The following is a 26,048-nucleotide window of genomic DNA, read 5'->3' on the forward strand; positions in this document are numbered from 1 at the left end:
ACAGAAAAAATTCGAAGAAGCGGCGGCGGCCTGGAAGGCTCTGATTGTGTTATACGACAAGGTTCAAGATGAAGCAGTTATAGAGATCATTTCAAATGCTAAAAACAATCTTAAAAACCTGCCAGAACTGATTCAGGCAGAAAAAAATGCGACCGCAACTAAGAAAGCCGACTCCTCTGATGAATGATCAAATCAATTTGAAAAACTATATCCGCGAGATTCCCGATTTTCCCAAGCCGGGAATTCTCTTCCGAGATATTACTCCTCTCCTGGCAGAGCCGGCAGCATTTCAGCAAGTCATCAACCGCCTGGAAGATTACTACCGTGACAAACAGATTACAGCAGTATTGGCAGCCGAAGCTCGTGGATTCATTTTTGCAGCTCCATTAGCACTGGCACTGGGCGCACGCTTCATTCCCATTCGAAAACCGGGCAAACTCCCCTTTGAAACTAAGGCCTTCCATTATGAGTTGGAATACGGTTCGGATTCACTGGAAATGCATACCGATTCGATTCACGCCGACGATCGCGTGGTGATTGTAGATGATCTCCTGGCAACAGGAGGCACGATCTCAGCCTGTATCGAGCTTGCACAACACTCGCAAGCAGAAATCATTGGCTGTGCGTTCCTGATTGAACTCTCATTCCTGAAAGCACGCAAGAAAATGAATGGCTGCGATGTCTTTTCTCTGATCCATTACGATGCGGAATAAAAAACAAGTCTCAAGGAACCCAGATCGCTGCAGAGTTTTCGTCGTTCGCATGTGTCTCCACACGGCGTGCTTTGATCCGAACGTAAGGCGCAACATATCGTCCTCGATGTCGAAAATGACCTACAGGCGCGTTGGGGTCTGCCCGACACGGTTCACGTAAATCCTCAATCACAAACCCCGCTCTACACAAACCGCCGATTAGTTGATCCCAGCGATGCAGATATTCGGTCGCGCCTTCCTCCCGGTAGGAAAGGTCATCCCCCTTAGGTAATGAGCCCTGTTGATAGTATTCCAAACCAACCACATACGTATTATGCTGATCCCGTCCGGTTATTTGCAAACTCGTAGGAGTTTTATGCTGACTGATATAAAGCCCACCCGGTCGCAAGACCCGCCCTACTTCGCGGTAAACCGCTTCTACATCCGGAACATAACAGGTACTCACTGGTTGATGCACAATATCAAACTGTTCATCGTGCAGTTCAGACAAATCATCCATTGATGTTTCCAACAGATGCACTTGAAGTCCACGCCGGCGCGCTTCCTGTTCATCCAGTTGTAACATCTGATTACTCAGGTCGACCACTGTCACATGCGCCCCGGCTGAGGCATAGAGCACCGACTGCCAACCACCTCCCGACGCCAGACAGAGCACCTGTTTGCCTTCCACCGAAGCAGGCAGCCAGCCGCGGGAATCTAATGTCTTTAACGGAGCGCGACACTCTTCATCGGTCGCAACCTTGGTAAACTGGCTGCGAATCTCTGCCAACCGATTCCAGGCAGCGCGGTTGATAGGCAGGTGGGACATGCGCGTCTCTCAATTACTGGCAGTTACCTTAGGATTCCTGAGTTTGCGTTTGAAGTTGTGCATCCAGCAGGGCACCTGCAAATGTTACCAGATCCCCTTTGCCGCGGGCGACGTTTTGCAGAACTTCCAGGTGGTTGGTTTTCTGACAGAGATCGGTAAAGGAAAACGTATTCGGATCCTCGAACTGACTCAGATACTTTTCCGCCAGTTCGATCGCTCTGTCATTTTGATCGACACGTGTTAACAGATCGATCAAAACATAGGCAATCAACTGCTTATCTTCATCCTCAGGTTCCTGTTCCAGCTTCTTTTCGAAATAGGCAATTCCAAGCTTGCGATCACTCTCATCTCCCACCAACGCCTTGAAAAAATTCTGATGCGCTGGATAAAAATCTTCAAACGGGCTCTCTCCGGGATATTGAAACTGTTCATCCAGGCGTGTGCCGTATTCGCAGAGTTCGATAACTTTTGAGATACACGGATCATCACCTGATAAAAGTCTGGCGAACCGAACTACCGAATTCAAATGCGATACGTCAATATGATAACTACCCGCTTCGAACATCCAGTCTCTTCCCGCCATCAACTCCCGTAGATTGTCGGTCGGTGGTGCCATGGGAACTTTTTGCTGGACCTGATACTGCAGTGACTGGACAAGATCTCCGTAGAGTTGATCGACCAGTAATCGCACAACCTTCTGCCGACTTTCAGGGTTGAGTTGTGCATTCATCTGATCAAACACGGTAATGGTGTTACAGATGCCATTCACGGCCAACATGATCTCAAACCCTTTTTCCGGATTGGCACCTTCATACACACTCACCTGAATCAACTCTTCCACTTTATCTTCAGGCACGGTCCGAGGGTTGATCTTGTTCAACGCCTCTGCAACCAGTTCCGGCTCTTGAATGGTCTGGAAATATAACCAGGCATCGGGGTAGAGATTTTCAGCAAGAAACAAACGACCCACTTCCCGGGCCGCGTCAACATAGGCCAGCTCGAATTCTTTTTTCTGATCTTCTCCCACATTCTCAAACGAAGTCGGCTGAAGCAACTCAACGCCCATCGACTGTTTCTCTTTCATCAGCAATGCATCAAACAGTCGATGATAATTTTTCTGGACCCTTAACGTTTCAATCAAACGCTCAAGAACAGCTTCCGGAGATTGCTGCTGTAATGCTTCCAGTTCTGCAAATGCATCTTCAGACATAATTTTTCTCTTCAATTTGATCGCTAAAGATTTACTGATCTCTGGCTCGACTGGCCTAACTCAAGTTCCACTAACTCAGTCTACATTGTAAGAATTCTCAGCAGTCCTGAGTACCCTGCCAATCGAGAAAGGGAAGATTCACGTTATTTCAGGCAAACTACTCGACAAACAGCAGCGGCGATAAATCACCATTCGTATCAAAACGCCCGATCACGGATTCATAATTAGTGTTTTGCCCTAAAACCGCTCGTGAAGTTTCGCCTTTTTTCAAACTGCGATATACCAGTAATTGATGTGCGCCAATTCGCAAACGATGACCGGAAGCCTCATCGCGACCTGAAATTTTACCCGCTTCACTGACAGTCAAAGATGCCCAGTCTGCTGCTTTTCGCTTCAGTTCCGGTTCCCAATCGATAATCAACGGAGCATAAAGCCCGTTGGCTTCAGTGGCTTGCTGATGCAGTACGAGCTGACTTTGATCGTTCAACGTCAGACTGCCCGGTTGAAAGAAATCCCGCTCCTGAGGCAGTCCAATCGGAAAGACCCGGGCAGACAATCCTTTGGTTTTGAGCATGAGTTCATGAGTTTCACCATTCAGAGAACCTGTGATTCCAGGTACAACAGGGACGAAAGAACGGTATTCCAGGTTCGCTGGTTCCGATCCCGTAACGATATCAGAGAACAAGGCAAAATGCTGATTGCGCGCCAGTAAGATCTGGCGTTCCAGTTTGTGTCCTGATTCCAGCTCCATATGTAATTCTAAATAGTCTGCATCCTCATCGGAATTCCAGCAGAGGATACTCCAATCACCATCACCCGAAACCGCTTTCCCGTCAACAGTCAAAGAAAAATCCCAGCAGCCTTCAAACAATAATTTACCCATCGCTGACAGACTCAGAACTGGCAGGTCACCATTCCAGGTCACGACGAGCAGGTTTGAGGCGTCTGACCAGTAATTCCTGAGCACGGCCCATTCAGACCAGTCAGACTGATTCGAAGGTTGTTCATCCGATTGAATGAAGAACCTGGATCTCTTTTTCCCTGAATCCAATGACTTTAAATAAAGCCGTTCCGCACTCCTGCCCGCAAGATCAGCAAAATAAGCGGCTAAAGTCAGCAGATCATGATGCTCTACAGTATGGTTGGAACAAAGTGCTATTTTTCCAGAACAAGCATAGGCAGAAACAAGAGTCTCAACCAGCCACTGAAATCGATCTTGCGCCTCTTGATCCCAGACAGACTTTCCCCAGACGCGGCCAATAAATAATGATCGCGTCAATGCAGCTAACCAGAAATCCAGGCGGGGAAGAATATCCGCATGCGGGGTTCCATCGGTATCGGTTCGATCAAAAAAGCAATCGCGTAAATTTTGTTGACCCAGTTGTCGAAAGTTTTTTGCGCCTGAAATTTCCGAAAACAAAAAACCTGATCGCCAGGGTAACTCCGCTGAAACCAGAATGACTTGATCTTCTGAAATTTCTGAAAAATCTGTCTCTTCCAAATTAAAGCAAAGTGAAGCAGCCGCGAATAAACTGTGCCGCCATACACGCACAAGAGTGGAAGGCGCCAAACGAAAACCAACATTTTCTAACAATTCCGTTAACAGCAATAACTCGTAAGGACGCAGAGGCTCCGAAATCGTCACCTGATCCAGCCAGCCCACAAGCAAGCGACTGACCTCATCCCAACTCAGTTCAGGTGACTTTTTTCGCTTTCCATTTTTGGAAGACTTACAGCTCTTATTCGACAATTCGATGCCCGACTTGACCAGACTGATTAAATCAGAAGACCGGCAGGTTCCTTCCTCAGCCTCCTCCGACCAGAGTGAAGCCCACAACATTTCAGCAGCATGCTTGCCTTGCTTCTTCTGCTTCGTGACTTCTTTTAAGTGTATACACAATGCCCTGCTGAATCGATTGACATCGCCCGCCTGGGCAGCCTTGCATAATTCTCCAGCTCGTTTTGACTTCCATTGAATCGTCTGTAAAAATTCTTCATCCGACAAAGAAAATAACTGTTGGGGTACGGACTGACCAAATTCGATTGACACGTTTTCTTCCATTTCATCTTCCCTCAACAACGCTCGAGATGCTTGCTCAAAGTACTTTGAAGACAATTCAAATCAGATAGATCTACTCTTGTTTCATTGAAACACCAGCACACAAAATGCGGCGATAAGAGACTATAGGGTAACCGGATTTTCTGTGAAATCAATTGACCCAGCACCCATTCAGCATCACACGCGAAACAAAGGACCGGGAATTTAACAAAAGATCACTGCCAGAGAGCGAGCCTGAACGGTCAGCTAATTGAATCAGAGCCATATCGGCTCGTTTTCCCACTACCAAAGAACCGATTTCCTGAGAGAACCCCAATGCTCGCGCTCCCGATAACGTCCCGCATTCCAAAATCAAACCTGTGGAGACATCCGGAAATTGCACGCGTAAAAACAGAAGTTCATTCCAGAGACTCAAATCCGGGTTCGAAGCCCGGCTGTCAGTGCCAAGCGCCACATTCACTCCTTGGCCAATCATCTTGAGCCAGGGATGAAGAGTATGCCCAAAAAAATGGTGCGTCCGAGGACAATAAACAACGGAAATTTGCGGCGACTTCTTTAAAAATTCGATTTCTGCTTCACCAAAATAATTACCATGAATGGCCAAAGCAGAACTTAGTTCCGCAAGTGGCGCAAGATAATCATACATCCGCAGACCATCACTTAAAATTTGCGAATCCCAGAGCCCCAGTTCGGACAACAATTCGACAAACGGCCCCTGTTTTCGTTCCAGAAATCCCAGCTCATCCCGAGTCTCTGCCAGATGAACGGCGACAGGCGCACCCTGGTCGCGGGCAAGCTGAACCAGCCTCAAATACAAATCCGGATGCACACTGTAAGGGGCATGCGGACTTAGCCCCCTGACGATGGGCATTTCATGACCTTGCCCCGTCCGCTCCTCAAAAAAATCAGCGGCGATTTGTTCCTGCTCAGAAATCCGATCAGCCGAAAAACCAAGACACTCACGAAATACTACTGAATGTGGCACAGGTTCACTCTGCTCTAAAAGCTGTAAACTTTCGGATCTGGTGGCTATTTCACCCAGACAAGTTGTGCCCGCTCCTAAACTTTCTTTGATACCCTGCTGAATTTTTGACTCTGCAGAACCAGAACTGTCAAAACGAGATTTCATCACCGATCGAATCCATTCGGTGAAGGGCGCCACAGGACCGAGTGGTTTTTCGAGATCGCTGAACTCTAAATGAGTATGCGCATTCACCAGACCCGGAATCAAAGCAGTATTTCCGAGATCATAGGCTTGGGGATGATCGCCAGCATAAACGGCAGCAATCCGGGAACCCTCAACCTCCACAATAGCGCCCTCAAGCGGTGGCCCTTCAACGGGAAATACCCAGCGTGCTTTGAAGATCTGGCGTTCCAAAATTCTGCTTTTTCAAAAAGGATGCTGTATACAAGAAGAGAAAATACAGCGGCATTATAACAGACGGACCATTATTTGGAATCAGTCAGGCGACGGCCGAAGGAATCCGAGTTTGAACTCCCTGCTGCATCGAGAGCGTTCTTTGATTGAGACTGACTTTGAACCCAAAGTAACAAGACAATGGTGATCGCGCCACAAATCAGTAATAAAGGCCAGGAATACCGCAAGCCCTCCGGTTGCATGCTGACAAAATGCTCTAATCCATTTTCGGGCAACCATGTTTTGGGAATACGCCCGTGCAGAATGGCGAGTGAGTTATAGATAAAGTGGAACACAACACACGGCAACAGACTGCGGCTGTGAACGGCAATCAATCCAATTACCAATCCGAGTAATGTCGCGTTAAACACCTGCTGAGGTATCATATGCATCGCACCAAACGTGATACTGGAGAGAATAATCGCCAGCCACGCTCGTCCACGACGACCAAATCCACTGAGGATAAACCCGCGAAACGCCAACTCTTCACAAACGGCCGGCGCCAAAGCAAACGCCGTTAATATGAGCCAGATCGGTTGTGTCGGATCGGACATACTTTGCATAACCGCCGCAGTCCCTTCAGGCAGTTTCGGGAAAAACCAGCTCAAGCTCTGAGCTAGCTCAATAGACAAAGGATGCAACAAAAACGGCAACACAATCCCAACTATCAGGAATCCGATACTGGGTAAATAAAGTCGGAACGTTTTTCTGACACTGGTCGTCAGCATAATTCCCATTATTAAAGCGGGCGTCGCAATAATCGCCAGCTGTTGAATCATCAATAGCTGCATCATCCGCGTGGGACGTTCCGCATCGGTCGCTGCTTGAATCGCAGCACTCATGCTGTTCATGACAGCAAACTGCAATAACATGATGATCACAAAACAAAAACCGGCTTCCGCAAAAGTGGGCAGCGAGTCTTTAGTACGAATCATATGCCGTAACCACAGCCCGACTTCAAACCGTTCGGCTTCACGGAACAAGACATCTTCTCGCTGAAACTGCTCAATGGCCCACCAGAGTGCCAGCAGACTATAACCAATGCTCGTCACCAGAACGGGTATCGCATAGACATACAGGATACCCGCATTGACCGAGGAAAGCAGCATACCTTTCAACAGCAGCGCCACTCCCACAATCGGCATTAAACTGTAAAAGGGATTAATCTCAACAGCCGGCGATAAGCAGAAGACGGTCAGACCCAAAGTGACCATCAATAACGGGGTCAGATAGTACTGACCCTCTTTACTGCTGCGGGCAAATGTGGCAAACGCAAGGCAGAGTGCGCTAAATAAAGCAGAGAGTGGAATCAATAAAACCACAATCCAGAACAACGCAGTAAAAGAAGGGAAAGACATATCGCCAAATCGGGAAAGTGCTCCCGATCCAGCCAGGTTAACCATATGTCGCCCGGTAAAACCCATACTGGCCAGGTTTAATAACGCCGTCGAAACGCTGAAAACCATCACTGTCAAAAACTTACCCAGTACGATCTCGGTGCGCTTGGCAGGAGAAATCAACAGGGTCTCCATCGTGCCCCGTTCTTTTTCGCCGGCACCCAGGTCAATTGCCGGGTAAAAGGCACCGGTAGCAGCCATGATGATTAATAATGCAGGGAACAGTTTACTCCAAAGGTTGGCAGCATGCTGCTCGTCTTGTGCCAAATCGATGACAATCGGATTGATGGGGTTCGGCAATGATTCTGGCAAATTGGCCCGGTTCAAGCGATCCCGCAAAATATCTTTATTATAAGCCCCCAGCACTTCTTGAACCTGACTGAAGGCGATTCTCGTTTTTTCGTCAGCCGAATTTCTCAAATAGATTGGCCGTAAAGACTCTGCTCGATCAATGGTGATGGGTTCATGCTGCGCCAGTTTTTCGCTGACTCGTGCAATTTCCTTGGAAAGTCCTTTGGGAACCAAAATCAAAACCTGAATCTGACTTTCCGCAAACAATCCACTAAATTCTGAGTTGGCTTCTTTTAACTCCTGTTTCAATCTCTGCCGGGCTGCTTGCTCTTTTTTACTTTCACCCTTAATTTGTCGTAATTGGTTGAGCAATTCTTTTTGCTTCCCAAAAACAGTTTCTAACTCACGGGCCTGTTCCAGTAATTCCTGGCGTTTTTTATTCTCAACGACGTCTGCCTGATCATCATCTACCGGTTCATCAGACTTTTTATCAGTTGTTTTATCTGTAATGACTCGCAGCTTGTTTGCGTCTGAGGGAATCAGAAACCAGCTGGACACAAAGCGGTCGCCGTCCAATAACTGCGGATAATCTGGCAGGTCGTTGGCTCCCAGAATGACAACATCTCGCGGTTGTTCTGAGAATAGCACGGTCATCTGCACCATGCCAATACCCATGGCGGGGTAGAGCAACAGCGGTAGAATTGCCACCATGAAAAGAGTACGCCGATCGCGCATCTGATCCCGCAATTCACGCATCAAAATAAGTTTGATATTTTTCCACTGTATCATCTGAATTATTGAGCTTTCATCGCCAACTGGTCTTCGTGCTCCTGGATTAATTTGAAGAACAATTCTTCCATATCCGACTCATGGTATTCTTCTTCCAGTTCTGGAATACTACCCATCGCCAGAATTTTTCCTTTATAGATCACAGCCACACGGTCGCATAACTTTTCGACTTCCCGCATGATGTGTGTGGAAAAGATGATACATTTGCCTTCCTCGCGCAGCGCTTCAATCGTTTTCAAAACCGCGCGAGCCACCAATACATCCAGGCCGGTTGTTGGCTCATCAAAAATGAGAACGGGGGGGTCATGTACGATCGTCCGGGCGATCGAAACTTTCTGTTTCATCCCGGTCGACATTTTCGAGCCTAAGAGATCCTTGATATCCTGCATCTGCAACGTCGTAAAGATCCGGTCCAGCCTCTCCTGTAATTCATGCTCTTCAATGTCATACAGTCGACCAAAATACTCCACCATCTCCCAGGCGGTCATTCGATCATAGATGCCGGTATTGCAGGACATAAATCCAATATGAGTCCGCACGTCCTGAGGCTGTTTGATTACGTCAAAGCCGGCAACAGTCGCCGTCCCTCCCGTCGGTTGCAAAACCGTGCTTAACATGCGGAGACACGTCGTTTTGCCAGCACCATTCGGACCCAGTAACCCAAAGATTTCACCCGCTTTGACATCAAAACTCACAGAATCAAGCGCAACAATACTACCACGACGCAAATCATCGAAACTTTTGCTTAGTTGCTCGACATGAATCATAGCCGTCCATAATCCCTAATGCCTACGGTGCCAGACCATCAACTGCGCGCTGACAAACTGAATGATGAGGCTGACTTATACGTTATTTATATCTGTAAACATAGCCTATGGCAGCGAATTGGCTTTTTTGAGTCGTGTCTCGAATGGATTTTCTTTCAGTTGAGTACCGGCAGAGGAGCATGGCCTGCGCCTTTGGCAGGACCATTTGAATCAGGATCATCCACATATTCGTAAAAGACATTGCGTTGCCGGGGAATGTATCCCGATTCTGAAATACAATGACGAATTGTCTCAACCGTCAGATGATGTGTGGTTCCCGCCTGTGAAACAACGTTTTCTTCGATCATCAGGCTGCCCATATCATTCGCACCAAAAAACAGAGCCATCTGACCAGTCTTTTCTCCCTGCGTGACCCAGGAAGACTGAATGTTCTTGAAATTATCCAGATACAATCTGCTGACCGCCTGCGTTTTCAAATATTCAAAGGCACCTGCAGGCGGTACATATTCCATATCGGTATGCTCTGGCTGCAGTGTCCAGCAGATAAAGGCAGAGAATCCACCAGTCTCATCTTGTAACGAGCGCAGACGATCCAGATGCTCAATACGTTCGGCCAGTGTTTCGACATGACCAAACATCATCGTGGCGCTCGAGATCCCTCCCAGTTCGTGCCAGACTCGATTGACTTCCAGCCAGCCATCGGTCAACACTTTTCCACGCGTGATTTTTTTCCGCACACGGTCTACCAGAATTTCTCCTCCTCCACCGGGAAGACTTCCCAGACCGGCAATCTGTAGACGTTCCAGCACTTCACGCAACGATAAATTATTGAGCTTTGTAAAGTGATAAATTTCAGGGGGGCTGAAGCCGTGAATATTCACCGTTGGATATCTTTTACGCAGATCACGCAACAGGTCTTCGTACCATTCCAGTTTTAAAGTCGGATGCAGGCCGCCCTGCAATAGAATCTGATCGCCTCCCAATGCGATGGTTTCCTCAATTTTCTCGTAAAGCTGCTCAGGCTTGAGGACGTAAACTTCCGGGTCTTTGGGAGTACGATAAAAAGCGCAAAAATCACAGACCGCCGTACAGGAATTCGAATAGTTGATATTGCGATCGATGTTATAGGTGCGGTAAGGCTCTGGATGCAGACGTTTGGTAACTTCATTGGCAGCGCGGCCTAACGCTACCAGATCATGAGACTCCATTAACTGAAGTCCCTCTTCACGATTCAGACGCTCTCCAGCGACTGCTTTATCCAGCAGAGATGCAATTCCGGAAGACAAGAGGAACTCCCTCGGGAGCCAGTCCCGTTTTAATGGCTAATTCTTGAAACAATTGTAACCCGCAACATTCTGCAGGTCCCAGGTGAAAACTCAAATTATTCTTCAGATAACTTTGTGCGACAGAAACTTCAATACCCAATTGGGGCGCTTCCCGGCGGGCGATTTCATCTAACAGTGTCACCCCGCGATCACGCGCCTGACACAAAGCGGACGCTAATGAACCGGTCTCCTGATTTTTGCGAACAGCCCACATCGCAAAGACAAATGGAAGACCCGTCCAGCGTAACCATTCCTCTCCCAGATCCCAGGTCGCTGCGAATTTGGTATCAGGCGTATGAATGGCACGATCACCAATCAATAAAATCGCATCCGCGGTTGTCGCTTCAATTGACTGATCCATCGGCAACGGTTCGACCTCCGGAAACACGCCATATTGTTCTGCCAGCATAATTTGCACCAGTGTCGCACTCGTGCGCGACCCCATATCTAATGCGAGCCGCTTAATCTTTCCCAAAGGAACGCGACTATACATTTTCACACTCAATACCGGCCCCTGTGTCGCCACACAGGCATTCGAAATGATTTCGTAGTCCGAATTCCGAATCACCTCAATTGAGGGAATCAATCCGACATCAATTCGACCCTCTGCCAGATCATCAGCCAACAGGCTGGGATAATCTAGCATTAGTTCAGCATTTTCAGCGAGATCTTCCAGATCTTCAATCAAAGGCTTCGAATTGAGATAGGAGACCGCCCCCACACGAATGGGAGGTGGAATCAAGTCAGACATTATCGTTTGGCTTTCATTTCCAGTTGCATTGTCTAACTTATTATAGTCAGCAATCTTCATCTAGCAATCAGCTCATACTACTATAGTTAACTGGCGTAAAAACGTACTCTGATGCACGTCCTGTCCATTGGTGTTACAATTCATAAATTAACTCGGTCCAGATCGGGACATCTTAGCAGTTTAAGTCCTCTTAATCAGTGACTATCCAGCCGAAAATTACAGGTCAGTCCAAATTTGGCGGTAGAATCAGACGAAAATCTCTTTTTACAGGTACGAGAAAGCATCAGCAGCATGTCAGAAAACAAAGACGTAAAAGTCGGCTTCATTGGAGCTGGTCGTATGGCAACTGCCTTGGCCGGCGGATTAATCGCTTCTGGCTTCACAACGGCAAAGAACGTCTGGGCCAGCGATACATTCGACTCTGCCCGCGAACGGTTTGCACGGGAGACCGGTGCTCAGGCCGTCGAATCGAACCTGACAGTCATGGAACACGCTGAAGTCATCATTCTGTCAGTGAAACCGCAGCATGTGACGGATGTTCTTGAGGAAATTAAGGGACACACACCAATCAGCATCTGATAGTCTCCATCGCAGCCGGTTGTCCCTTATCCCTCTTTGTTGAGAAACTGGGTTTAGACGCGCGACTGATTCGCGTCATGCCCAATACCCCCTGTCTGGTGAAACAGGGAGCTTCCGCCTTCGCGCGCGGCGGACAGGCAACCGAAGCAGACGCCAGTCTGGTAGAATCACTACTCTCAACAGTAGGCATTGCCGTTGAAGTTCCCGAGACACAACTCGACGCCGTAACCGGCTTATCAGGGAGCGGACCTGCTTATATCTATCAGGTGATTGAAGCGCTCAGCGATGGAGGCGTCCGCATGGGACTGCCCCGACACATCGCCCTCCAACTGGCAGCCCAAACGGTCAAAGGAGCGGCAGAAATGGTACTCGAAACAGGCGAACATCCGGGCACACTGAAAGACGCCGTCACCAGCCCCGGAGGCACAACGATTGCCGGCATTCATGCATTGGAAGCGGGGGGATTAAGACACAGCCTGATGAATGCCGTCAGCGCCGCCACAAACCGATCGATCGAACTTGGTCAAAACTCTTGACCTTGAGCGGCTTACGCAAGTCTGTTCTTAAATGATGAAATCGGCTTCCCCTGAGGAATCTTTTATCCTGCGCATTTCTTTAATTTTATTAACGAACTTGTGTTCCCCGTTGGATTTTCTCAGAATGGAATGAAACCTCCATTCCTGATCCTACCGAATGACATCCGGGAGACACCGAAATGCTCAACCACTGCCCTCGCCGTTTCTTTGTAATCTGCTGTCTGATTAGTCTAAGCATCCAGCAGGTGTCTGCCGCAGAGCAAGATTTAAAAACCTGGCTGTCACAACCGATTATCGAAAAAGATCTTCCCTGGAAGGAAGTGCAGAAATATATCGCACCCCGTGTCCTGGGTATGCCTGAAATAGACAACGTCACAGACTGGGAAAAATATATTTCCAAAGTACGCAGCGATGTTTTAAACAAAGTCGTTTACCGCGGCGAAGCGGCCAAATGGCGTGATTCCAAAATGAACGTTGTCTGGCTTGAAACCATTGAAGGCGGCCCCGAATACAAAATCCAGAAGCTGCGGTTCGAAGCACTGCCCGGACTCTGGATACCAGCGCTGCTCTATGTACCCAATCAGCTTTCCGGAAAAGTGCCCGTCGTGTTGAATGTGAATGGTCACGACGGAAAAAACGGAAAAGCCGCCGACTATAAACAGGTTCGCTGTATCAATCAGGCCAAGCGAGGCATGATCGCACTCAACATCGAATGGGTGGGCATGGGTCAGCTGAATGTGCCTGGCTTAATGCATTATCGCATGAATCAACTGGACCTGTGTGGTACAAGCGGGTTAGCGCCCCACTATCTTTCCATGAAACGCGGGCTCGACGTCCTGCTAGCGCATCCCAATGCAGACCCGAATCGTGTTGCCGTCGCCGGACTTTCGGGGGGTGGCTGGCAGACCATCTTTATCAGTTCACTCGATGAACGTGTCACCCTCTCAAACCCCGTCGCCGGTTACTCCAGTTTCCTGACCCGTGTTTTTCACACAAAAGACCTAGGCGATTCCGAACAGACTCCCAACGATCTAGGCGTCTATGCAGACTACACACACCTCACAGCCATGCGCGCCCCACGCCCCACTCTGCTGACCAATAATGCAAAAGACAACTGCTGCTTTGAATCAGGTTATGCTCAGCCACCACTTTTGAAAGCAGCATTCCCCGTTTACAAACTATACGACAAAGAAAACTTTTTGCAGAAACATGTGAATCATGATCCCGGCGATCATAATTTTCTGAAAGACAATCGGGAAGCGCTCTACCGCATGCTGTCAGTCCACTTTTCCGAAACGGGAAAACCACTACCTGTAAAAGAAATTGAGTGCAGCGCGGAAATCAAATCGTTCGACGAACTCAAAGTCGAACTGCCATCCAACAACGAAACCTTTCATAGCCTGGCACTCAAGCTGAGTCAGAACTTACCCCAACCAGCAACGAAATCATCTGAAAACAGTCCGTTAAAAACACTCAAAAGAATTGTGCATTACAAAAAATCCCAGGTACAGGGAACGGAAACTGACCAGACAAAGAAAGAGAACATGACAGTGAAATTCTGGAAACTGAACGTGGACAAAGACTGGACGGTTCCCGCTGTCGAGTTTTCGAGAGGCCTTTCCAAATTAACAACCATCGTTGTCTCTGATGCTGGTCGAAAAAGTCTGGCTCCAACCGTAGAAAAACTACTCGCAAAAGGCGAAAACGTTTTGGCCATCGATCCGTTTTATTTCGGCGAATCGAAAATCAGCCAGCGCGATTTTCTCTACGGACTTCTAGTGGCTGCCGTCGGAGAACGACCGCTCGGTATTCAAACAGGTCAATTAACGGCAATTGCCCGCTGGTTACGTGACAAACGTAAGCAGACTTCCGTAAAAATACAATCAACGGGTCCGCGCAGTAGTCTTTTTACTCTGCTGGCTGCTACAATCGAACCCGAAGCCATCTCAAGCGTCAGCTTGATTGGTTCCATGGGTTCGCTGAAACAAGTGATTGAAGACAATCAATCGGTCAATCAGGCACCTGAATTATTTTGCTTTGGTTTACTGAAAGAGTTTGACATCAGACAGATTGTCGATTTAGCAGGGAAAGAAAGAGTTGAGTTCATCGAACCCAGTAGCCGCGTCAAACAGGAGCTTTCTCAAATACGTGTCAAGCAAGACATCAGCTATCTGGGTCAGAAGCGCACAGAGAAACTCGACCTGTATTTGCCCGACTCCACATTTCAAAAAGGGCCTTACCCAGCAGTCATCATCATTCACGGCGGTGGTTGGCATGGCGGAGATAAAGCAGCCAGAAGAGAAATCAATATCGGGAACAATCTGGCAAAAGCGGGATATGTATGTGCCAGCATTAACTATCAATTAGCAAATAAGCGAACTAAGTTTACAGACAATTTGAAACAAGTCTGGCCAGGCAATCTGCAAGACTGTAAAACCGCGGTCCGCTTTCTGAGAAAGCACGCAGACAAATATCAAATTGATGCCGATCATATTGGAGCCATCGGCGGCTCTGCAGGAGGCCATCTGGTCTCAATACTGGCAATGACCGGCGATGATACAAAACCAGGCCCACAAGAAAAATACGCCGGTTTTTCTTCAAGCATTCAGGCAGTCGTTCCCATGTATGGTGTGCATGATATGACCGCATTGGCTAAATCTCGCGACATGCTGTCCGCGTTTACGGATGCAGAAAAAGAACTCTGTCAACAGGCTTCGCCTGTGAATCATATCTCAAAGAATGATCCCCCTTTCCTCATTCTGCATGGCACCAAAGATCGATTGGTTCCCGTAAATCAATCTGAACTTTTGTCGAAAGCACTTAAAAAAGGGAACATCCCCGCCGAGTTGATCATTATCGAGGGCGCACCACACAGCTTCCACCTGCAACCTAAACAGCAGGACCTAAGACCAAAAGTCATCGGTTTTTTTGACAGGCACTTGAAGCCCTGATCTCTCGATTGCAACCAGGAGTTGACAGCAACCCCACCTCTGGTAGAATAGTACAAAATGTAGCCGTGGCTACATTTTGTACTTTAATCTGCCTCTACGTCCTGACGGGAGCTTGTAAATGAGAAGGCTTTTCGCTTTCACCCTGTTCTTGAGTTTTTTAGTCGGTTGCCAACCCAAAGAGACTTCTTCAACTGGCAATGCGTCAAATCAACAATCAGCGAAAAAACAGCTCAACTACCCCATTCCGGTGGCTGCCACGGTCGGCATGGTGGCAGATCTCGTTACGAACGTAGGTGGTGAGAATGTTGCCGTAACGCAAATCATGGGTTCGGGCGTCGACCCGCACATGCACAAAGCCAGCCGCGACGATGTGCAGATGATTATGAATGCCGACATTGTCTTTTACTCCGGACTGATGCTCGAAGGAAAAATGGCAGATACTTTGATCAAAGTTTCGCGGAACAAACCGGTTTTTGCCGTGACTGAATTAATTGATCAAAAATCACTACTCGAACCGGAAGATTTCAACGGACACTATGACCCCCATCTCTGGATGGATGTCGCTGCCTGGTCCCTCTGCGTCGATGCAGTCAAAGACGCTCTGGCTGAACTCGACCCCAAACATGCTGACATCTATCAGAACAATGCCACAGTGTATAAAAAGCAGTTGGAAAAACTACATGAGTATGGCTTAAAAACGACGAAATCCATTCCTGAGGATTCTCGGATTTTGATTACGTCTCATGATGCCTTTAATTATTTTGGTCGAGCCTACGGCTTAAACGTCCAGGGCATTCAGGGAATCTCAACGGAATCGGAAGCCGGTCTGAAACGAATTAACGAACTCGTCGATATGCTGGTTAAGAAAAATATCAAAGCCGTTTTCGTGGAAAGTAGTGTTTCCAAAAAGAATATCACCGCACTCATCGATGGGGCCAAAGCACAAGGTCACAAAATTAAAATTGGTGGGGAATTATTTTCTGATGCGATGGGCGAAGCTGGCACTTATGAGGGCACGTATGTCGGCATGTTGGATCACAACTTCACAATCGTCACACGTGCCCTGGGAGGAAACGCTCCAGAAAAAGGTATGCAAGGCAAACTCTCCCACTGACCAATATCGGTCAGTACTCCGTTGAATGCTGCTTTTTGAATTACTTCCGTTGATACTGGAATCAATTTCTTTTTCACTCCGACCTTTGGCAAATTAAACATGGTCCTATGAATAACAAACAAAATCCCGCACACACACCACAGGTTGAATTGCCTCCTGAAGAAACACCAGTTTCCGTTTATGACTTAACCGTGGCCTACCATCGCAAACCTGTGATCTGGGATGTTAGTTTTGAAATTCCGCCGGGTAAACTAGTCGGCATTGTCGGCCCGAATGGAGCCGGTAAAAGCACTCTGATAAAAGCTATCATGGGACTCATTCCCAAGGCTTCCGGACGTGTCCAAATTTTTGGAAAGCCCTACCAGAAAAATCGACACCGTGTCGGCTATGTTCCTCAACGTGAAAGTGTCGACTGGGATTTTCCCGTAGATGCCCTGGATGTTGTGACAATGGGACTCTACAAAGAAATCGGCTGGTGTCTTCCCGTTCGCAAAAAACACCGTGCCCGGGCAATGGAAGCACTGGAGCGTGTGGGAATTGCCGACTATGCACACCGCCAGATCAGCCAACTTTCCGGCGGACAGCAACAACGCACCTTTTTAGCTCGCGCCCTGGTGCAGAACGCCGACCTGTATCTGATGGATGAACCTTTCGCCGCCGTCGATGCCGCCACCGAAAAAGCCATTGTGCAAATCCTGCAGGAAATGAAACAGGCAGGAAAAACCGCACTGGTCATACACCATGATCTGCAAACAGTACCCGAATATTTTGACTATGTCATACTTCTCAACATGCGCGTGATTGATCATGGCCTGACGGCAGAGGTCTTCACGCCCGAGAATCTTCAAAAAACCTATGGTGGTCGACTAACATTGCTAGAAGAAGCGACGGAAACCATGCGACGCCGGGAGCAGTCGTTATGAAACCCTTCGTGCTGGTGTTTCTCTTCGCAAGTTTCTGGCCGGAATGTCTCATTCTCGCGGCGACAGAAACCGGCACCATTCAAACTCAACAATCAATCACAGATCGCAGTATTGCCATCCCCGAATGGAATGACTGGAAACGTGTTTTCCTTTTAAAAGATTACAACACGCGAATCGTCGTTTTCGGCACCACTCTGCTGGGAATGGCAGCGGGTATGATTGGGAGTTTCGCGTTATTACGCAAACGCGCATTGATGGGAGACGCCTTAAGTCACGCCACGCTGCCCGGTATCGCAATTGCCTTTATTATCGCCACTGGTTTGGGACTCGATGGAAAAACACTGCCCGTCCTGCTAGCGGGAGCCGCAGTCAGCGGCTTGCTGGGTGTCGCCACGATTCTTCTCATCCGAAACATGACACGTTTGAAAGAAGATGCCGCCTTGGGAATTGTGCTCAGTGTGTTTTTTGGCGCAGGCATCGCTTTACTGGGTATCGTACAACAAATGAAAACAGGCCACGCGGCCGGCCTGGAATCGTTTATTTATGGAAAAACCGCATCAATGGTCGCCAGCGATGCCTGGCTCATCGGATGCGCGGGACTCTCCTGCATGTTGATCTCACTTCTGCTGTATAAAGAGTTAACACTGCTCTGCTTCGATGAAGGGTTTGCCGTTTCGCGAGGCTTTCCTGTCATTCTGCTGGACATGACATTGATGGGGCTAGTCGTCGTTGTCACCATTATCGGCTTACAGGCTGTCGGACTGATACTGATGATTTCCCTGTTGGTCATTCCACCGGCAGCAGCACGCTTCTGGACCGAAAAAATCGTCAACATGACGGTGGTCGCTATTATTTTGGGTGCCCTCAGTGGAATGATCGGCTCCGCCATGAGTGCCATTTTTCCCAATCTCCCCTCTGGCGCCATGATCGTTCTCGTAGCAACGGCGATGTTTCTGTTTAGCATGGTTTTCGGAATTCCGCGCGGTATTCTAATTCGCAAACTGCGTCGACATGAACTGAATAGAAAAGTAAATCGACAACACCTGCTGCGCGGTCTTTATGAATTCCTGGAAGCAAGGGGACGACTCAAAGAAAAACAATCTTCAGAATCCACGTTTGTCCCGTTGTCGAAACTACTTCAAATGCGGAGCTGGTCACTCGCGAAACTGAAAAAAATTGTGAAACGAGCACAGCAGGAACAACTAGTCGTAGCACTTCAGGAAGATCAATTACGACTGACCAAAGCAGGACTTTTGGAAGCGACACGCATCGTACACGAACATCGTTTGTGGGAATTATATTTGATCACGTATGCCGATGTTGCACCGAGTAAAGTCGATCAGGATGCAGACGCCATCGAACACGTTTTAGAACCAGAAGTGATCGCGGAACTCGAATCACTGCTCGTTCAACAATCGACTGAGGGTATTCTGCAGAGCCCGCATACCATTGAAATCCATCAGGAAGAAACCAAAGCACGCCACTCCTCTCGCAGGAGATCGACCTGATGAGTGGACTGGAACAGTGGAACTGGTATCTGGATGGCTGGATCATCGTCGCCGGTATTCTATGCGCGGTCTCCTCTGCTTTACTGGGAAATTTTCTGGTCCTGCGCAAAATGAGCATGCTCGGTGATGCGATCACGCATGCGATTCTTCCCGGTCTGGCGGCAGCCTTTATGATCAGCGACAGCCGCAGCAGTCTACCCATGTTCCTCGGTGCCGTGATCGCAGGAATTCTGACCGCATTATTTACGGAATGGATTCGTGGCTTCGGCAAAGTAGATGAAGGGGCCGCCATGGGAGTCGTCTTCACCTCTCTGTTTGCCTTGGGTCTGGTAATGATCGTACAGGCCGCGGATCACGTTGATCTGGATCCGGGCTGTGTGTTGTACGGCGCCATCGAACTCACTCCCCTCGACACCATCCTGATTGCAGGTTGGGAAATTCCGCGCGTAGTTGTAGTGCTTTCGATCGTTTTATTGATCAATTTGCTGTTTGTCATTTTCTTTCTGAAAGAATTAAAACTCAGTTCTTTTGATCCAGCGCTGGCCACCACCACCGGTTTTAATTCCACGATCATTCATTATGCCTTGATGACACTGGTCGCCATCACAGCAGTCGCCAGTTTTGAAACAGTGGGTAATATACTTGTCGTGGCCATGTTTATCGTGCCACCGGCTGCCGCGTATATGCTGACAGACCGCCTGGGAACAATGATTGTCATAAGTGCGATCCTGGCGACTCTTGCTGCTGCCACAGGACATATCAGTGCGATCACCGTTCCGCGTTGGTTTGGATATCAGAGCACCTCGACCGCGGGGATGATGGCCGTCGCCGCCGGTCTGTTGTTTGCTGTGGCGGCTCTCTTTGCGCCGCGACATGGAATCGTTGTCGTTTTGATTCGTCGACAAATTCTTGCCTGGAAGATCCTGGCGGAAGATATCATCGCTTTGATGTACCGTATTGAAGAACGTAACCCCCAGCTAAAACCAGACGCCACCTACCTGCGAGAGATCCTGTTTTCCCAATCTGTTCCGACTTCACTTACACTCCGGTATCTCACAAAACATGGTCAGCTCTCAGATTCAAATGGAAACTATGAGCTAACAGAAACAGGCCGCGACCATGCACGTCAACTGGTCCGTTCTCATCGCTTGTGGGAACATTACTTAGTGGAGCACGCTGGCATGTCGGCTGAAAATATTCACAAACAGGCTGAAAAACTGGAACATTTCACCGACCGACAGTTACGTGAAAAATTGAACGAAGACACCATCGCCACAGATCAGGACCCGCACGGCAGACCGATTCCACCCGAAGAGAAAACGAATTAAGAGTAATACTGCCAGAGATAAGGTGGCTCTCCCTTATTAGCACGATTCCTCTGGCATTTTGTGGCATGAACACATATAATCTAATATTGATATGACATGTAAACAAGCTTTAAAGCTTGCCCACCCCACGAATGCGGAATGAGTAAAACCGTATGTCAGGCAACGTTTGTAACGGGCCATTAAATCGGCGTGAGTTCATGCGAATCGGTTCTCTCAGTCTGGGAGGACTCACGCTTTCGCAAATGATGGCGTTGCGCAGTGAAGCAAGCCCACAAAAGCCAGACACCTCTGTGATCCTGCTCTATCTGCATGGCGGTGCTTCGCAACTGGAAACATACGACCTCAAGCCTGACGCACCCTCTGATTATCGTTCGGTGTTTCAACCCATTTCCACAAACGTTCCGGGAATGGATATCTGTGAATTGTTTCCGAAGCAGGCCAAAATCGCTGACAAATTCTCACTGGTTCGATCACTGCATCATGATGTAGGCATACACAGCGATGGAGGCATCATCGTTCTGACGGGCAAACGTCCTTCCAAACTGGACCCCACTTCTCAATCGAAAAGTGAACACCCCGATTTTGGTTCGATCACGAGTAAAGTCCGAGGTATGTCGGCTGCCGGAACGCCCCCCTATGTTTCGATTCCTTCAAAGTTTTATATGGTCAAACCTACCTACCTGGGCATGCATCATGGACCATTCGAATCAAGTGAACCATCGGCTAAAAATTATCGACCCCCTTCGCTAAAACTGAATGCAGGCATGGATGGCAAACATTTGCTGGAACGCCGCCATCTACTGAATCAATTTGATCGCTTGAGAAATGATCTCGATCTTTCGGGTGATCTGGAAGGCAGTGAAAAGTTCCGCAACCTTGCATTTCAGATGCTGACCAGCCCCGAGGCGGCGAAGTCGTTTGATATCGCCCTTGAGGATGACCAGCTTCGCGAGCGATATGGTCGCAACATGTGGGGACAAGGCTGCCTCCTGGCACGACGTCTGGCAGAAGCAGGTTGTGGTGTCGTTTCGCTCTACTTTAACACGCCAAAAACCGGTCAGGAATTTACAAACTGGGACGATCATATTATGAACGCCAGTCGTCCCGGGCACTTTGCGAAATATATGTCCATTCGCCTGCCTTACATGGATCAAGCGCTCTCGACCCTCATCGAAGACATTCATGAGCGAAATCTCGACAAGAAAATCATGGTGGTTGCCGTCGGAGAATTCGGCAGAACACCGCGTCTCTCCTCGAACAACTCGGGCACAGGCCGCAATCACTGGCCAGAGGCTTATACCGCGTTATTCTCAGGTGGAAACCTCAAAATGGGACAAGTCGTAGGGGCCACGAATTCGAAAGCAGAATTCCCGACGCAGAGCCCTTACACACCACAGGATATGCTGGCTACCATCTATCGGCATCTGGGCATTGATTACAACAAGTCCATTGTTGATCACCAGGGCCGTCCCATTCCGATCCTGCCGCATGGGAAACCCATTGCAGAACTGATTTGATGGGGATCAGAAAACACCCTTGCTGTTTTAGCAATGTTTTCACGCAAAGACACGAGGCGTTGATAGCTCAACTTAGAAACAAGTTCTGGATGCCCTTCATCAGTATACCATCGACCTGTGGTCCGCTGAACGCGACGTTGATTTCATATCCACCCTGAAAATAAGCTTCAGCCGTGGGAATGTACCACGGCCCCCCATCGCCGTAGCCGGCAGTCGCCACAAATCGATCGGATTGCAAGACCTGTGTGCGTAACTGATATTCGACAAACGGTTCGGCTGGCAAATGTAATAAAGAAATTTGATTCACGTGCAACGCGCTTAATATGATCGGCGTTTTTTGCGCGTGACGGCGCAACCATGCCAGCGTAAATGCAGGCCGATTTCGATGAACGACCTTTCGAGAATGATCATTTATCTGCTTTTCGATTTGAGCGGCAGAAAATGTTTTGTTGACCGGAGGCAGAAAATCAGCCGTTTTCCAGCTCAAAGTTTTAATCGGCTCCGGTCGTAATTTTTCGGACGCCTGTTCCATCGCCTGAAATATCTGTTGTGTCAATACCTGACGATTTTCCTTGTAGGAACTGTTATTGTATTTTCCGGTGTTGATGTTTCCTGCACAGCCGGTGAAATAAAGATGCGTGCAATCCGGGCTATCATGCTGCTCCTTTAATCGCCGTGCATGACCGACAAATTCACTGGTAACATGGCCTTCCTGACAACAATAGCTAATGGGATGGACGGCGTAGTAATAACAGGCGGCCACTTTCTCCCGACCATCATAGAAGGCAACAGTCTTCAACCAGGGATCAATCACTCCCGTCGGCAAGTCGCGCACATCATCACTGCTGGCGGCAACGCTACGGTTCTTTAAGATCTTGCCAGAATCATCCAGCAGCCTTCGATTCGATGCCACTTTTTCCACCTTTGATTCCGCAGCACCAATGTGTGTCAAACGCCGGGCTGTCTTCAAACTCTTTCGCACTGCAGAATCGGATCGTTTCAAACAGACTTTGAAAAATTCCGGATCCATATTAGGTGGCAAATCTCCCTGAGCGCGCACGATGCGATCTGTCTCCAAACAGGCAAACGGGGCGTCATGCTGATGCACACATTGCACGGCAACACGCTCTGCAGTGGTGCCCGCTGCTTTCGCTAATGCTTCTCTCAATTGGAAATGTGCGGAGTTACAGAGCCCGGTCCAGTCCACGGAGCAGATCACAATCGGACGCTGATCACTCAATAAAACAAAACCGATGGCTTCCAGTGAATCTTCTATTTGAGCAGCCGCGGGAATCCAACCACCACACAACGAATGGCCCAGGGGAGGCGTGACATCAAAACGAAAAGCAGCGATCTGTAGTTTCATTTTTGACTCCCCATTTTAATGCTCTGTGGAAACGGGGATCTCTGGTTCTTCTGCCTCAGGCTTTGTGACACTCATCGAATCAGGGTTCCAGTCCCGATCAACGATCAACCGCGCACCGCGCCTGAAACTGAGATAGGACCAGGCCCATTGCATCACAACCAGCATACGATTTTTGAACCCGGTCAAATAGAAAATGTGCACGACCAGCCACACAACCCACGCAATAAACCCGGCAATCTTGAATCGCCCGATTTCCACGATCGCCCGACTGCGACCAATGGTCGCCATCTGACCTTTGTCATGAAAACAATAATTGCTGCGCGGTTTTCCTTTCAGTTCCTGTCGAATCGTTTTTCCGATATATTTCCCCTGCTGTAACGCAACTGGCGCCGTTCCCGGCAAAGGTTCTCCCGTCTGATGCGTAAAACTGGCTTGGTCACCGGCGACAAACACATTCGGGTAACCTTCCAAACTTAAATCCGGTTCGACAATCACACGTCCCCGGTTGTCGACAGGCATGCCCCCCGATTTACCTAATTCAGAAGCTTCGACACCTGCTGCCCAAAGCACGGTGGCAGCGTTAATTCGTTCCTCACCAAGTTCCACTCCCTCTTCATTGATATTGGTCACGACAGAAGAAGTCCAGATTTGTACGCCAAGATTTTCCAGATCTCGGGCTGCCCGATCTGACTGCTGCTCGGAAAACATCGGCAAAATCCGGGGACCGGCTTCAACCAGAATCACACGAGTTTGACTGGGATTGATGTGCCGAAAATCTCTGGAAAGCGTAAAGCGACTCATCTCACCAATGGCGCCCGCCAGTTCCACGCCTGTAGGACCACCTCCCACAATGACGAACGTCATATATTTCTTTTGCTCATCAGAATCCGAAATCCTTTCTGCACTTTCAAATGCAGAAAGGACACGTTTACGTATTTCCGTTGCCTGAGAAATCGTCTTCAAACCCGGTGCATACTGTTCCCACTCGTTGTGACCAAAGTAGCTATGATTGGCACCGCAGGCCAACACGAGATAATCGTAGGACAATTCACCAAAATCGAACTTTACCTTTTGACCGGCAAGATCAATTTTCTGAGCCTCTCCCAACAACACGCTGGTATTTTGATAACGGGAAAGTCGGCTGCGAATCGGCATCGCTATGTCAGCGGGACTCAGACCGGCCATGGCCACCTGATATAAAAGTGGCTGAAACAAATGGTAATTGTGACGATCAACCAGGGTGACTTCCACTCCCTGAACGCCACCCAGTTCCAATGCCGCGTTCAAACCGGCAAAACCACCACCGAGAATCAGAACCTGTTTCGTTTCAGGCCCCTTTTTAGAACTCTGTAAATCTTTCATGAAACTTATTTAAGCCACGTCGTGAATGTGAATCAGACGAAAGAAAGCATGTCTGACGTTGCTAATCAATGAAACTTACTATAACCATTCTAGACAATTCGCCATCGCGCGGAAATTGGGTTCCTGGAAAATTCAGACCTTCTTTTGACAATATCAGAAGCAGGGACCGATTTCAGGCAAGCAGGTCATGAATGACTTCACCATGCACGTTGGTCAGGCGACGTTCAATCCCATTGTGATAATAAGTGAGCCGGGTATGGTCGATGCCCAGTAAATGCAAGACTGTTGCATGATAATCGTGCCAGGCGACCGGTTTTTCGACCGATTTCCAGCCGAATTCGTCGGTGGCTCCGTAACTCAAGCCATGCTTGAGCCCCCCACCGGCCATCCAGACGGAAAAGCCATTCATATTATGATCGCGGCCCGTTCCCACCGTATTCGAAGCAGACTGAGTAAAAGGTGTCCGTCCAAACTCGGTTGAAAACAAAACCAGAGTGTCGTCCAGCATACCGCGTTGTCTTAAATCCTTAAGCAATCCAGCCACGGGTTGATCAATGCGGGCCGCTTCGCGGAGATGATTACGTTTGACATCTTCGTGTCCATCCCAGTTGATCCGAGGTGAACCAAAGGGGCCTCCCGAAAATAGTTGCACAAAACGCACACCCTGTTCAAGCAGCCGTCTTGCCAACAGGCAGTTGCGACCAAAGGGCGCAGCCTCTTCACGCTCCATGCCATACAGGGCTTTCGTCGCAGCCGTCTCCCCGGATAAATCGGTCACCTTGGGAACCGCCAACTGCATTTTTGCTGCCAGTTCATGACTGCGAATCCGCGCTACCAGATCACCGTTGGCTCCCGAACGTTCCAGATGAGCCTGGTTAAACTGGTTCAATAACTGCCGACTGGCGACTTCAGTGGATTTGGAAATTTCACGCCCGGGGAATAAATCTCGAATCGCTGGTCCCTGACTCTGAAAAGGCACACCCTGATGCAAAGCCGGCAGAAAGCCGTTCGACCAGTTGATTGTTCCCGCAGCGGGATATCCACGGACATCGGGCATGACAACAAATGATGGCAACTCGTCTGTTTCACATCCAAGTCCATAAGAGAGCCAGGCCCCCAATACCGGAAACCCATTCAGACGGAACCCGGTATTCTCCTGAAATGTCGCCGGTGTATGATTTGCAGAATCCGCCTTCATGGACCGAATCAACGTCAATTCATCTGCCTGATTCGCAATGTGCGGAAACAATTCCGACATCCAAAGCCCGCTTTGTCCCCGTTGCTGGAACTCGAAATCGTTCTTGCGCAGTAACCCGATCTTGCCGAAAAATGTTTCC

21 protein-coding genes are annotated in these 26,048 nt (G+C 48.7%); 10 read left to right on the plus strand and 11 right to left on the minus strand.

Features of this window, described 5'->3' with window-relative positions; all coding sequences use genetic code 11:
- Both Q0668_RS22395 and Q0668_RS22400 read left to right on the plus strand, forming a co-directional pair.
- A partial coding sequence (locus Q0668_RS22395; RefSeq protein WP_298868756.1) for a hypothetical protein occupies positions 1 to 187 on the plus strand: 187 nt, incomplete at its 5' end.
- Positions 147 to 713 carry an adenine phosphoribosyltransferase gene (locus Q0668_RS22400; protein WP_298868757.1) on the plus strand — a complete coding sequence of 189 codons (567 nt, stop codon included), beginning with the start codon at positions 147 to 149 and terminating at the stop codon, positions 711 to 713. The genes Q0668_RS22395 and Q0668_RS22400, both read left to right, overlap by 41 nt.
- A 10-nt stretch (positions 714 to 723) precedes the next feature.
- Here Q0668_RS22400 and Q0668_RS22405 read toward each other — a convergent pair whose 3' ends face one another.
- From Q0668_RS22405 to Q0668_RS22440, 8 genes are all read right to left on the minus strand, one after another.
- Positions 724 to 1,521 carry a class I SAM-dependent methyltransferase gene (locus Q0668_RS22405; protein ID WP_298868758.1) on the minus strand — a complete coding sequence of 266 codons (798 nt, stop codon included), beginning with the start codon at positions 1,519 to 1,521 and terminating at the stop codon, positions 724 to 726.
- A 28-nt stretch (positions 1,522 to 1,549) separates the two neighbouring features.
- A complete protein-coding gene (locus Q0668_RS22410; protein WP_298868759.1) occupies positions 1,550 to 2,731 on the minus strand; it encodes a hypothetical protein in 1,182 nt (393 codons plus the stop codon).
- A 157-nt stretch (positions 2,732 to 2,888) separates the two neighbouring features.
- Positions 2,889 to 4,793, minus strand: a complete 1,905-nt coding sequence (locus Q0668_RS22415) for a hypothetical protein (protein WP_298868760.1) — start codon at positions 4,791 to 4,793, stop codon at positions 2,889 to 2,891.
- Positions 4,794 to 4,941: 148 nt separating this feature from the next.
- Complete coding sequence (locus Q0668_RS22420; protein WP_298868761.1) at positions 4,942 to 6,168, minus strand: amidohydrolase family protein; 1,227 nt, start codon at positions 6,166 to 6,168, stop codon at positions 4,942 to 4,944.
- Positions 6,169 to 6,239: 71 nt separating this feature from the next.
- Entirely contained in the window at positions 6,240 to 8,684 is a 2,445-nt protein-coding gene (locus Q0668_RS22425) for an ABC transporter permease subunit/CPBP intramembrane protease (protein ID WP_298868762.1), read from the minus strand.
- 5 nt (positions 8,685 to 8,689) lie between these two features.
- Positions 8,690 to 9,451 (minus strand): ATP-binding cassette domain-containing protein, encoded by a 762-nt coding sequence (locus Q0668_RS22430; protein ID WP_298868763.1) that lies wholly within the window; start codon positions 9,449 to 9,451, stop codon positions 8,690 to 8,692.
- A 155-nt stretch (positions 9,452 to 9,606) separates the two neighbouring features.
- Complete coding sequence (gene mqnC, locus Q0668_RS22435) at positions 9,607 to 10,737, minus strand: cyclic dehypoxanthinyl futalosine synthase (protein WP_298868764.1); 1,131 nt, start codon at positions 10,735 to 10,737, stop codon at positions 9,607 to 9,609.
- The gene (locus Q0668_RS22440; RefSeq protein ID WP_298868765.1) at positions 10,706 to 11,527 is read right to left on the minus strand and encodes a menaquinone biosynthetic enzyme MqnA/MqnD family protein; all 822 of its coding nucleotides are present in this window, start codon (positions 11,525 to 11,527) and stop codon (positions 10,706 to 10,708) included. The genes mqnC and Q0668_RS22440 overlap by 32 nt, the downstream gene beginning before the upstream one ends.
- Positions 11,528 to 11,818: 291 nt before the next feature.
- Between Q0668_RS22440 and Q0668_RS22445 the strand changes: the two genes are divergently transcribed.
- The 8 genes from Q0668_RS22445 to Q0668_RS22480 all read left to right on the plus strand — a co-directional run bounded on the left by Q0668_RS22445 (position 11,819) and on the right by Q0668_RS22480 (position 21,983).
- Complete coding sequence (locus Q0668_RS22445) at positions 11,819 to 12,106, plus strand: NAD(P)-binding domain-containing protein (protein ID WP_298868766.1); 288 nt, start codon at positions 11,819 to 11,821, stop codon at positions 12,104 to 12,106.
- An 8-nt stretch (positions 12,107 to 12,114) separates the two neighbouring features.
- Positions 12,115 to 12,642, plus strand: a complete 528-nt coding sequence (proC, locus tag Q0668_RS22450) for a pyrroline-5-carboxylate reductase (RefSeq protein ID WP_298868777.1) — start codon at positions 12,115 to 12,117, stop codon at positions 12,640 to 12,642.
- A 179-nt stretch (positions 12,643 to 12,821) separates the two neighbouring features.
- Entirely contained in the window at positions 12,822 to 15,593 is a 2,772-nt protein-coding gene (locus tag Q0668_RS22455) for a prolyl oligopeptidase family serine peptidase (protein ID WP_298868767.1), read from the plus strand.
- Positions 15,594 to 15,711: 118 nt separating this feature from the next.
- Positions 15,712 to 16,707, plus strand: a complete 996-nt coding sequence (locus tag Q0668_RS22460) for a zinc ABC transporter substrate-binding protein (RefSeq protein ID WP_298868769.1) — start codon at positions 15,712 to 15,714, stop codon at positions 16,705 to 16,707.
- A gap of 107 nt (positions 16,708 to 16,814) precedes the next feature.
- Positions 16,815 to 17,630 carry an ABC transporter ATP-binding protein gene (locus Q0668_RS22465; protein WP_298868770.1) on the plus strand — a complete coding sequence of 272 codons (816 nt, stop codon included), beginning with the start codon at positions 16,815 to 16,817 and terminating at the stop codon, positions 17,628 to 17,630.
- The gene (locus tag Q0668_RS22470) at positions 17,627 to 19,138 is read left to right on the plus strand and encodes an iron chelate uptake ABC transporter family permease subunit (protein ID WP_298868771.1); all 1,512 of its coding nucleotides are present in this window, start codon (positions 17,627 to 17,629) and stop codon (positions 19,136 to 19,138) included. The genes Q0668_RS22465 and Q0668_RS22470 overlap by 4 nt, the downstream gene beginning before the upstream one ends.
- Complete coding sequence (locus Q0668_RS22475; RefSeq protein ID WP_298868772.1) at positions 19,138 to 20,466, plus strand: metal ABC transporter permease; 1,329 nt, start codon at positions 19,138 to 19,140, stop codon at positions 20,464 to 20,466. The genes Q0668_RS22470 and Q0668_RS22475 overlap by 1 nt, the downstream gene beginning before the upstream one ends.
- Positions 20,467 to 20,618: 152 nt before the next feature.
- The gene (locus tag Q0668_RS22480) at positions 20,619 to 21,983 is read left to right on the plus strand and encodes a DUF1501 domain-containing protein (RefSeq protein ID WP_298868773.1); all 1,365 of its coding nucleotides are present in this window, start codon (positions 20,619 to 20,621) and stop codon (positions 21,981 to 21,983) included.
- A gap of 67 nt (positions 21,984 to 22,050) precedes the next feature.
- Here Q0668_RS22480 and Q0668_RS22485 read toward each other — a convergent pair whose 3' ends face one another.
- The 3 genes from Q0668_RS22485 to Q0668_RS22495 all read right to left on the minus strand — a co-directional run.
- A complete protein-coding gene (locus Q0668_RS22485) occupies positions 22,051 to 23,349 on the minus strand; it encodes a hypothetical protein (RefSeq protein WP_298868774.1) in 1,299 nt (432 codons plus the stop codon).
- 15 nt (positions 23,350 to 23,364) lie between these two features.
- Positions 23,365 to 24,711: an NAD(P)/FAD-dependent oxidoreductase gene (locus Q0668_RS22490; protein WP_298868775.1), complete on the minus strand. Its 1,347-nt coding sequence runs from the start codon at positions 24,709 to 24,711 to the stop codon at positions 23,365 to 23,367.
- Between the two features lie 172 nt (positions 24,712 to 24,883).
- Positions 24,884 to 26,048 (minus strand): DUF1501 domain-containing protein (locus tag Q0668_RS22495; RefSeq protein ID WP_298868776.1); only part of this gene is annotated, 1,165 nt, incomplete at its 5' end.

The sequence above is a fragment of the uncultured Gimesia sp. genome, from assembly GCF_937910335.1.
In the GTDB taxonomy this organism is placed as follows: domain Bacteria; phylum Planctomycetota; class Planctomycetia; order Planctomycetales; family Planctomycetaceae; genus Gimesia.

Coding starts and splice junctions, on each gene's coding strand:
- Q0668_RS22460 (WP_298868769.1), top strand. CDS start 15,712: ATGAGAAGGCTTTTCGCTTTCACCCTGTTCTTGAGTTTTTTAGTCGGT.
- Q0668_RS22405 (WP_298868758.1), bottom strand. CDS start 1,521: ATGTCCCACCTGCCTATCAACCGCGCTGCCTGGAATCGGTTGGCAGAG.
- Q0668_RS22445 (WP_298868766.1), top strand. CDS start 11,819: ATGTCAGAAAACAAAGACGTAAAAGTCGGCTTCATTGGAGCTGGTCGT.
- Q0668_RS22410 (WP_298868759.1), bottom strand. CDS start 2,731: ATGTCTGAAGATGCATTTGCAGAACTGGAAGCATTACAGCAGCAATCT.
- Q0668_RS22430 (WP_298868763.1), bottom strand. CDS start 9,451: ATGATTCATGTCGAGCAACTAAGCAAAAGTTTCGATGATTTGCGTCGT.
- Q0668_RS22425 (WP_298868762.1), bottom strand. CDS start 8,684: ATGATACAGTGGAAAAATATCAAACTTATTTTGATGCGTGAATTGCGG.
- Q0668_RS22480 (WP_298868773.1), top strand. CDS start 20,619: ATGTCAGGCAACGTTTGTAACGGGCCATTAAATCGGCGTGAGTTCATG.
- Q0668_RS22415 (WP_298868760.1), bottom strand. CDS start 4,793: ATGGAAGAAAACGTGTCAATCGAATTTGGTCAGTCCGTACCCCAACAG.
- Q0668_RS22455 (WP_298868767.1), top strand. CDS start 12,822: ATGCTCAACCACTGCCCTCGCCGTTTCTTTGTAATCTGCTGTCTGATT.
- Q0668_RS22485 (WP_298868774.1), bottom strand. CDS start 23,349: ATGAAACTACAGATCGCTGCTTTTCGTTTTGATGTCACGCCTCCCCTG.
- Q0668_RS22400 (WP_298868757.1), top strand. CDS start 147: ATGCGACCGCAACTAAGAAAGCCGACTCCTCTGATGAATGATCAAATC.
- Q0668_RS22475 (WP_298868772.1), top strand. CDS start 19,138: ATGAGTGGACTGGAACAGTGGAACTGGTATCTGGATGGCTGGATCATC.
- Q0668_RS22470 (WP_298868771.1), top strand. CDS start 17,627: ATGAAACCCTTCGTGCTGGTGTTTCTCTTCGCAAGTTTCTGGCCGGAA.
- Q0668_RS22465 (WP_298868770.1), top strand. CDS start 16,815: ATGAATAACAAACAAAATCCCGCACACACACCACAGGTTGAATTGCCT.
- Q0668_RS22440 (WP_298868765.1), bottom strand. CDS start 11,527: ATGTCTGACTTGATTCCACCTCCCATTCGTGTGGGGGCGGTCTCCTAT.
- Q0668_RS22490 (WP_298868775.1), bottom strand. CDS start 24,711: ATGAAAGATTTACAGAGTTCTAAAAAGGGGCCTGAAACGAAACAGGTT.